The sequence below is a fragment of the Gardnerella sp. 30-4 genome (assembly GCF_001641215.1).
Taxonomy (GTDB): domain Bacteria; phylum Actinomycetota; class Actinomycetes; order Actinomycetales; family Bifidobacteriaceae; genus Bifidobacterium; species Bifidobacterium leopoldii.
In genome coordinates this window covers 1-7,640 of sequence record NZ_LXJL01000065.1, presented here as the reverse complement: position 1 = coordinate 7,640, position 7,640 = coordinate 1, and the positions used below count along the sequence as shown (strand labels likewise).

Genomic DNA, 7,640 nt, shown 5'->3' with positions numbered 1-7,640 from the left:
AGATGTGTATAAGAGACAGATTTGAGATTATTTGATTTCAGTTTTATTCTTCTTTATTTCGTTCGTTGAGAATTTTATCTATAAGCGCACTTTTTGCGTCAATTTGATTGCTAAAACCAGGGCGAATATCTAATTTTAGTATTACTCCGGTACGGTATCCTTTGCTGACTAAAGCCATCGTAGCGTCTTTTACAACGCTCATAACGTCATCAAATTCGCCCTCAATATTCGTGAACATTGCGTTAGTTTCGTTCTTTAATCCAGAATCGCGAATTACTTGTACGGCATCCGCCACGTACTCGCTCAACTCGTCTCCGACTCCGCTTGGAGCAATACACAACGCTGCGACCGTGTTAGTTTTGTGAGCGTTTGTGCAACTATTTTCGCAATTCTTTGCGTTTTTATCTTTGTTATCTTTATTATTTTCACTCATAGTAACAATCCCTTTAAAATCGTAATCTTACGCAAATTTAGCAAAACAAGACAACGCCAAATAATGCGTCAACAAACTTATAAATTTGCGTTACTTTAACAGTTACTTTAACAATTTTACAAGCGTCACAGGGTTTTTCTATAATAGCAACGTTTTCACCCGAATTTTCTAGTTTTACGAAAAGGTGTATTGTGGCTGTTTCAAAGCTTGATGAAGTCGTCTCCTTGGCTAAGCGTCGAGGATTTGTGTTCCCAGCCGGCGAAATTTACGGTGGCACGCGTTCTGCGTGGGATTACGGCCCGCTTGGTGTTGCGTTAAAAGATAATATCAAGCGCGAATGGTGGCGCTACATGGTGACCACGCGTGGAGATGTTGTTGGAGTGGATACTTCCGTTATTCTGCCTTCACAGGTGTGGGTTGCCTCCGGTCACGTTTCCGTGTTTAACGATCCTTTGATCGAGTGCTTGAATTGCCATAAGCGTCATCGTGCAGATAAGTTGGAAGAGTCTTATGCTGAAAAGCATGGCGATAAAATGCCAGAAAATGGCTTAAAAGACATTGCTTGCCCAGATTGCGGTACTCGCGGAAACTGGACTGAGCCACGTGACTTCAACATGATGCTTCGCACTCATTTAGGACCGGTTGAAGACGAAAATAGCTTGCATTATTTGCGTCCAGAAACAGCTCAGGGCATTTTCGTTGACTTTAAGAACGTCATGACTTCTACTCGTCAAAAGCCACCTTTCGGTATTGCAAATATTGGTAAGTCTTTCCGCAACGAAATTACGCCTGGAAACTTCATCTTCCGCACTCGCGAGTTTGAGCAGATGGAAATGGAATTCTTCGTAGAGCCTGGAACCGACGAAGCTTGGCACCAGTATTGGATTGACACTCGCGTGCGTTGGTATGTTGATTTGGGTGTGAAGCCAGAAAACTTGCGCATGTATGAGCATCCTAAGGAGAAGCTCAGCCACTATTCCAAGCGCACTGTCGATATTGAATACAAATTCGGCTTCCAAGGTTCGGATTGGGGAGAGCTTGAGGGTATTGCAAACCGTACTGACTACGATTTGTCTGCTCATGCTAAGCATTCCGGCGAGGATTTGAGTTACTTTAACCAGGCTACTGGCGAAAAGTATGTGCCTTACGTTATTGAGCCTGCAGCTGGTCTTACGCGCTCGCTTATGGCATTCTTGGTTGATGCTTACGACGTTGACGAAGCTCCAAACACTAAGGGCGGAGTTGACAAGCGCACTGTTCTTCGACTTGATCCTCGTTTGGCTCCTGTTAAAGCTGCAGTTTTGCCTTTAAGCAAGAAGCCAGAATTGCAAGCTGTTGCTCAAGATTTGGCTGCAGATTTGCGTCAGCATGATTGGGTTATCGATTACGATGAGGCTGGAGCTATTGGTCGCCGCTATCGTCGTGAGGACGAAATTGGTACTCCTTTGTGCGTAACAGTCGACTTCGATACTTTGGAAGATCATGCTGTTACAATTCGCGAGCGCGACACTATGCAACAAGAGCGCGTTTCCTTGGACAAGGTTGCAGATTACGTTGCTAGCCGAATTAACGAAAAACGTGTTAAGTATCCGCAAGGTCCTGTTGAAATCGTTGGTACTCGTGCAGCCGACGGCGCTACGGATATTGCTAAAGAAGCTGGCGAAGACGAGTCTAAGCCTGTACAAATCGCTACTGCTGGCGGATTGTACTAATACGCGTTTGAGTAGTGCTTAAGCATTAATAAGCAAAATTATTATTATAGTGAACGGAGTTAAAGCAATATGAATTTTTCTATAAAACCAGTGGATTTAGGGAAAGTTCATATTGCAACTCCTGTTGTTCTATCTCCAATGGCTGGGATCACTAACTGGCCATTTCGCGTAATTTGCCGCGAATTTGGTCCGGACGGGCTTTACGTAGCGGAAATGATTACAGCGCGAGCTCTAGTTGCACGAAATCCAAAAGCGCTTAGACTTTGCCGTTTTGCTCCTAGCGAAAAAGTGCGCTCTTTGCAGCTTTATGGTGTAAATCCTTCTATTGTTGAGCAGGCAGCTCGAATTGTTGTCGACGAAAACATGGCTGACCACGTTGACTTAAACTTCGGCTGTCCAGTTCCAAAAGTGACGCGACGCGGCGGCGGTTCTGCTCTTCCTTGGAAAACTGATTTGTTGCAAGAAATTTTGCATCGCGTTGTTTCTGTTTGTGAGCCAGCAGGAATCCCTGTTACGGCTAAATTCCGTGTTGGAATTGACGAGAATCATGAAACTTTTATTCAAGCTGGTCATATTGCACAAGAAGAAGGATGCGCTGCTGTAACTTTGCATGCTCGCACAACTGCAGAATATTACGGTGGTCATTCAGACTGGCAGCGTATTGGTGAGCTTGTAGAGGCGCTGAATATCCCCGTTTTTGGCAATGGTGATATTTGGGGTGCTGAAGATGCGCTCGCAATGTTTAAGGAAACTGGTTGCGCTGGCGTTGCTATCGGTCGAGGATGCCAAGGTCGCCCATGGTTGTTTGCTGATATTCGCAATGCTTGCGAAGGTAGCGATAATCGTGTGAATCCTACTTTGGCAGAAGTTGGTTCCGTTATTTTGCGTCACTTGAAGCTTTTAGTTGAGTTTTATGATGGTGACGAGCGTATGGCTGTTCACGACTTGCGTAAGCATGTTGCTTGGTATTTAAAGGGCTTTCCTGTTGGTGGTGGCACTCGTAAAGCGTTTATGGAGTGCGAATCGATTGAGGATGTTCAACGTAATCTCGATATGCTTGATGGTTCTCTTCGTTTGCCAGAAAAGGTGTTAGACACGCCGCGTGGACGAGTTAGATTTGCTAAAAAAGTTCATTTGCCGTATGGGTGGTTAGATTCTCGTACAACTAGTCACGAAGAGCGAGAGGCGTTATTTGGTGATGATCCAATGGATGCAAGTTACTAGTGTTTTCTAGGGCTTTCGTCATTTTTTTGCTCTGATTATTTCGAGAATATTCTATTAAAATCACCTTGTGCTCATATTTGCATATAGCACGGTGTATTATCAAAGCAGTGACATTTTTTCAGTTTATTGTGAAAACGTCGTCAGTATCGAGCGTTTTGCGCTAAAATATTGTGTAAACGTGCGTGAGTGACAGGAGATAACGGTGAGCGAGATTGCCCAGACTGACAATTTCAACGACAAAACCATCATCAAGGTAGTCGGCGTCGGTGGTGCCGGCGGTAACGCCGTCAATCGGATGATCAGCGAGGGCCTACAGAATGTAGAGTTTGTGGCCATTAATACTGACGCTAAAGATTTACTGCGTTCTGATGCTGATGTAAAGATTTCATTATCTGATGCTTCGAGCCGAGGCTTAGGCGCTGGTGCTGATCCTGAAAAGGGTGCTAAGGCTGCGCAGGATCATCAATCAGACATTGAAGAGGCACTTAAGGGTGCTGACATGGTGTTTGTTACCTGCGGTGAAGGCGGCGGCACAGGTACTGGTGCAAGCCCAATTGTGGCTCGTGCAGCTCATCAGCAAGGTGCTTTGACTATTGCTGTTGTTACACGTCCATTCGGTTTTGAAGGACCACAACGTGCTGCATCTGCAAAACTTGGTATCGAGAATCTTCGCAAAGAAGTTGACGCGTTGATTGTTATTCCAAACGATCGTCTTTTGGAAATTTCTGATCGTACTATTGGAATTATTGAAGCATTTAAGACGGCAGATACTGCGTTGCTCGCAGGTGTGCAAGGCATTACTGATTTAATTACCATGAATTCTTACATTCATGTTGATTTCTCTGATGTTACAGCTGTTCTTCGCGGAGCGGGTACCGCATTGTTCGGTATTGGTGCTGCAAAAGGCGAGGATCGTGCAACTCAGGCAGCTGAAATTGCTATTAGCTCCCCATTGCTGGAAGAAAGCATTGAGGGTGCTCACGGTGCTTTGATTAATATCGCAGGTCCAAGTGATTTGAAGCTTCAGGAAGCTTCTGCTGCAACTGAACTTGTTCGTAAAGCTATTCATCCAGAAGCTCAAATTATTTGGGGTCTTTCCCTGGATGATTCTTACGGCGATGAGGTTCGAGTTACGGTTATTGCTGCTGGTTTTGATGCTCATCCTAAGGCGGAGGAGTCCTCAGCTAAAGCTGGTCAGTTTGTTGATATGCAAGCAGATGTTAAGCCTGTAGCTCCTGCACAGTCTACCTCATCTTTCAAAGAGGAAGCTCAAGCTGCTCCACAAGTAGAACAACCTGCTTCTATGCCTTCTATGTTTGAGCCTGCAATGAATCAGCAATATTCTCCTGCGGCAGCTCCTGTACAGCAGCCTGCCGAACCTGACGAATTAGATATTCCTGATTTTCTGCGTTAAGCGTGACGAGAGGAGGGTTGCTTCATGGCTGGCTTTATGAAGAACGTGATGTCATACGTTGGTATGGCAGATGTGCCTGAGGATGATGATTATGCTGAATCTGATGTTCAAGAAACGTCATTCGATAATGATCGCTCGGTAACTCCTGCTGTGTCGCAACATGGTAATGATTTGCGTGGTGGTTCTGCTCGTGCGAATGCTAGTCGTATGAGTCGTATCACTACAATTCATCCTAAGTCTTACGATGATGCGCAAATGGTAGGTCGTGCTTTGCGTGACGGTGTTCCAGTGGTTTTAAACCTTACTGGTGTAACTGAATCGGTTGCGTATCGTATTGTTGATTTTTCTGCTGGAGTTGTATTTGGTGTTCGCGGTTCTATTGAGCGTGTGACTCCTAGGGTATTTTTGCTAAGCCCAGCACAAGTGAATATCAAAGTAGAGGATGCTCCGAACGACAATACTGCGCGTGACTTGTTCTCCTAAAAATTGTATTTGCTAAAGAATTAATTGAGCAGCGTTTGTTTAACAACTTTCGCTGCTTTTTTATACTTTTTGGTAGCATAAAAGCGATGCGTACGAGCATGACTAAAATCATGCGAATTTAAACTAAAGGCATATAGCCCAAATAACGAAAGTAATCTCATGAGCATTGAAAATGAAAACGAAAACACTATGCAAGCCAAGCAACGCACTGTATTGTCGTTTGTGCGTCGTTCTGGGCGCTTAGATGCGCGTTTACAGCACGCTCAGGAGCGTTATGCAACTCAGTACCTGCTAGACGTTACTGAAGCGCCTGGCTCATTTAGATTGCGCGAAAATTTGAACATTACGCATGATTGGATTAGCGATAAGTGGGGGAATGATAATCCGCTTATTGTTGAAATTGGTTCCGGGCAAGGCGAAAACATTGTTGCTGCAGCTGAACGTTTGCCGGAAACTAACTTTTTAGCGCTTGAAGTTTATGATCCAGGCGTTGCTCACACAATGCTTCTTGCTGGAAAGCAAGGTTTGACTAATCTTCGTATTGCGCAAATTAACGCTCCTGATTTCTTCGCTGCGTGCGACTGCGGAGTTTTAGAAGAAGTTTGGACTTTCTTCCCGGATCCATGGCCTAAAATGCGCCATCATAAGCGTCGTATTGTGCAGCCAGAGCTTGCCTCTACAATACACCAGGCGTTGCGTAGAGGGGGTGCGTGGCGCATTGCTACAGATATTGAGGACTACGCTTTGCATGTGCATGAGATTATGGATTCTCGCGAAGATTTTGCAAATATTGGCGAATTAAGCGCAAGTCTTCCAATTGAGCATGTAGGGAAAGGTACAGCTGATACTGCAGCAGCTCTTCCGCACGCAGATTTTAGCGAGTCTGAGCGCTTTGCTGGTCGAGTTCTTACGAATTTTGAGCGCAAAGGCTTGGAAGCTGGTCGCACGATTCACGACTTCACCTACATAGTACAATAATGCTTTGCCGCCGCTGTTCTCGTAGCTTTGCAGTTGTACTTAGCCTCAACACGCCGTGAGTTGCGCGACTCTTTTTTGAGTGTTAACATCATATGGTTTGGTTCGAAGCCCCCTTCGTCTAACGGTTAGGACACCAGACTTTCAATCTGACAACAAGAGTTCGACTCTCTTAGGGGGTACAAATTACAACGCCGCTGGGTTTCCAGCGGCGTTTTTCGTTTTTCGTATTTCTGATTTTTGTATTTCTATTTTTACTGCTTACCCTATTTTTGCGCAGCAATTAGTTTTTCATATATTTTTTCTATAAATCGATATAACATCTGACAATGTATTAAATATCACAAAAGGTATGTTGTGCTTTTTAGAGATGATACACTTTCTCATTGGTACTTCTGCCCGGGCTGCGTAGGTCAGGAAGTATTCAATTCAGTAATTTACAATGCGCAGCAGCTTAAAAAAGGATTTCCTATGAGCGATATTTTCAATACAAATAATAATGGATTAGAATCATCTAATTGTGTAACGGATCAAGTGGATAGTAATGCTGCTTCTAGTATTAATAGGGTTGTAAGCATGCGTTGGCGTGTTGCAGATATCGCATTAGGTGCTGCTCTTGCTGCTGTTTTTGGCGTTATCTTGTATGGCTATGGCTTGGTGTTTATTCCTTTGATTCGTACTTTGAATGCAGCTGTTCTTCCTGGTTTTGCAAGCATCACGCATGGTGTTTGGTATTTGTCTGGAACTCTTGCAGTTTTGCTTATTCGTAAACCAGGTTCTGCAGTGTATGTAAATGTTGTTGCAGCATTTGTACAGGTGCTTCTTGGAACTCCGTTTAATATGCGAGATACGCTTATTTCCGCACTTTTGCAGGGTGTGTTTGCGGAGATTCCGTTCTTAATTTTCCGTTTGCGAAAGTTTAATTTGACTTTAAGCGTTGTATCTGGATTATTGGTAGCGTTTGAGTATGGAGTTTACTTAACATTTACTAAGTATCAAGGTAAGGCTCCAACTTATATTACTATTCACATGCTTAATGAGCTTATTAGTGGATTGCTGCTTTCTGGAGTGCTTGTGTGGTTTGTGTATTTAGCTTTGCGCAAAACTGGTGCTCTTGATAACTTCGCATCTGGACGTTCTGACCGAGCTTGAAATCATCGGGATTTCAAGCTCAGTAATCCTAAGCAAGGTCAAAAATTCGACTCACTGAGTTGGCGACGTTTATGGGTATGTGCTAATCTAGTCGTTGCTAACTTTGTTAGCGTGGGGCTTTAGCTCAGTCGGTTAGAGCAGCGGACTCATAATCCGTCGGTCCAGGGTTCAAGCCCCTGAGGCCCCACAAGATATTAATAATGCCACTTCATTATGGTTTATGAAGTGGCATTTTTGTATCTTATAA

Annotated in this window: 7 protein-coding genes and 2 tRNA genes; 8 read left to right on the top strand and 1 reads right to left on the bottom strand. The window is 44.1% G+C overall.

Annotation, left to right across the window (positions count from 1 at the left end):
* Positions 1-43: 43 nt before the first annotated feature.
* Entirely contained in the window at positions 44-433 is a 390-nt protein-coding gene (locus A5294_RS04650; protein WP_064340585.1) for an MTH1187 family thiamine-binding protein, read from the bottom strand.
* A 191-nt stretch (positions 434-624) separates the two neighbouring features.
* Between A5294_RS04650 and A5294_RS04645 the strand changes: the two genes are divergently transcribed.
* From A5294_RS04645 to A5294_RS04610, 8 genes are all read left to right on the top strand, one after another.
* Positions 625-2,145, top strand: coding sequence for a glycine--tRNA ligase (locus A5294_RS04645; RefSeq protein WP_004105144.1), 1,521 nt, complete (start codon positions 625-627; stop codon positions 2,143-2,145).
* Positions 2,146-2,214: 69 nt separating this feature from the next.
* Positions 2,215-3,369: a tRNA dihydrouridine synthase DusB gene (dusB, locus tag A5294_RS04640; protein WP_004573903.1), complete on the top strand. Its 1,155-nt coding sequence runs from the start codon at positions 2,215-2,217 to the stop codon at positions 3,367-3,369.
* A 202-nt stretch (positions 3,370-3,571) separates the two neighbouring features.
* Positions 3,572-4,783, top strand: coding sequence for a cell division protein FtsZ (gene ftsZ / locus A5294_RS04635; protein WP_032835254.1), 1,212 nt, complete (start codon positions 3,572-3,574; stop codon positions 4,781-4,783).
* A 24-nt stretch (positions 4,784-4,807) separates the two neighbouring features.
* Complete coding sequence (locus A5294_RS04630; RefSeq protein ID WP_004105139.1) at positions 4,808-5,266, top strand: cell division protein SepF; 459 nt, start codon at positions 4,808-4,810, stop codon at positions 5,264-5,266.
* Positions 5,267-5,425: 159 nt separating this feature from the next.
* Entirely contained in the window at positions 5,426-6,244 is an 819-nt protein-coding gene (gene trmB, locus A5294_RS04625) for a tRNA (guanosine(46)-N7)-methyltransferase TrmB (RefSeq protein ID WP_064340584.1), read from the top strand.
* 107 nt (positions 6,245-6,351) lie between these two features.
* Positions 6,352-6,423 (top strand) — tRNA-Glu (locus A5294_RS04620).
* Between the two features lie 289 nt (positions 6,424-6,712).
* Positions 6,713-7,393, top strand: coding sequence for an ECF transporter S component (locus A5294_RS04615; RefSeq protein ID WP_032835265.1), 681 nt, complete (start codon positions 6,713-6,715; stop codon positions 7,391-7,393).
* 113 nt (positions 7,394-7,506) lie between these two features.
* A tRNA-Ile gene (locus A5294_RS04610) sits at positions 7,507-7,580 on the top strand.
* The last annotated feature ends 60 nt before the right edge of the window (positions 7,581-7,640 follow it).

Bases quoted from the DNA above. Each gene is read 5' to 3' on its own strand.
- A5294_RS04650 (WP_064340585.1), bottom strand. From the start codon at position 433: ATGAGTGAAAATAATAAAGATAACAAAGATAAAAACGCAAAGAATTGC.
- dusB (WP_004573903.1), top strand. From the start codon at position 2,215: ATGAATTTTTCTATAAAACCAGTGGATTTAGGGAAAGTTCATATTGCA.
- A5294_RS04630 (WP_004105139.1), top strand. From the start codon at position 4,808: ATGGCTGGCTTTATGAAGAACGTGATGTCATACGTTGGTATGGCAGAT.
- trmB (WP_064340584.1), top strand. From the start codon at position 5,426: ATGAGCATTGAAAATGAAAACGAAAACACTATGCAAGCCAAGCAACGC.
- A5294_RS04615 (WP_032835265.1), top strand. From the start codon at position 6,713: ATGAGCGATATTTTCAATACAAATAATAATGGATTAGAATCATCTAAT.